Raw genomic sequence first — 930 nt, forward strand, 5'->3', positions numbered from 1 at the left:
ACTATATTCTGCCTGCATTAAGTAATGCATCGGTGAATAACAAAGCGACGATCAATGCTGTCACAACTGCAGTTAACATCATCGGCAATAGCCAAAGCGGTACTTATAACGCGACACAACAAAGCGTCAATGGTTTCACAGCGACAGGATTAGTTGGTACCGATACCGCGAGCAATATCACCGGCTTCACCGCCAGCGGTGCCACAGGCACAAATGCTGGCAGCTATGCCAATACGGTCGGCGGCACGAACAGTAACTACAGCAACATCGTCTACACGAACGGTAGTTTGAACATCGGTCAAGCGACCGCCAGCATCAGTGCCAGCAAAACCTACGACAGCAACACCAGCCTGACATCAGGCCAGGTCAGCATCACAGGTGTCAATGGACAAACCTTAAACTACACTGGCACGGCATTGGCGAACAACGCCAACGTCTCCGCCAATGCGACAAACTACGTCAGTGGCATTACTGGTTTAAGTGATGGCACTGGTTTAGCATCAAATTACGTTTTGCCAAGTCAGAGCGCTAAGTCTGGCAACAACCAGGCGACGATCAATGCGGTGACCACGGCAGTTAATATCATCGGTAATAGCCAAAGCGGAACGTATAACGGCAATCAACAAAGCGTGAGCGGATTCACAGCCACTGGCTTGGTCGGTACTGATACTGCCAGCAACATCACCGGTTTCACCGCCAACGGTGCCACAGGCACCAATGCTGGCAGCTACGCCAATACAGTCGGCGGCACGAACAGTAACTACAGCAACGTCAATTATACGAACGGTAGTCTGAATATTGGCCAAGCCACAGCAACGATCAACGCAACGAAGACTTACGATAGCAACACCAGCCTGACACCAGGCCAGGTCAGTATCACGGGCGTCAATGGACAAACGCTGAACTACACCGGTACGGCTGTGGCAAATA

General features: G+C 51.1%; 1 protein-coding gene. It reads left to right on the top strand.

The features are described from left to right. Positions 1 to 930 (top strand): beta strand repeat-containing protein (locus ACO0K1_RS20205; RefSeq protein WP_423029000.1); only part of this gene is annotated, 930 nt, incomplete at both ends.

It is taken from the genome of Undibacterium sp. SXout20W (assembly GCF_049340285.1).
Classification (GTDB): Bacteria; Pseudomonadota; Gammaproteobacteria; order Burkholderiales; family Burkholderiaceae_D; genus Undibacterium.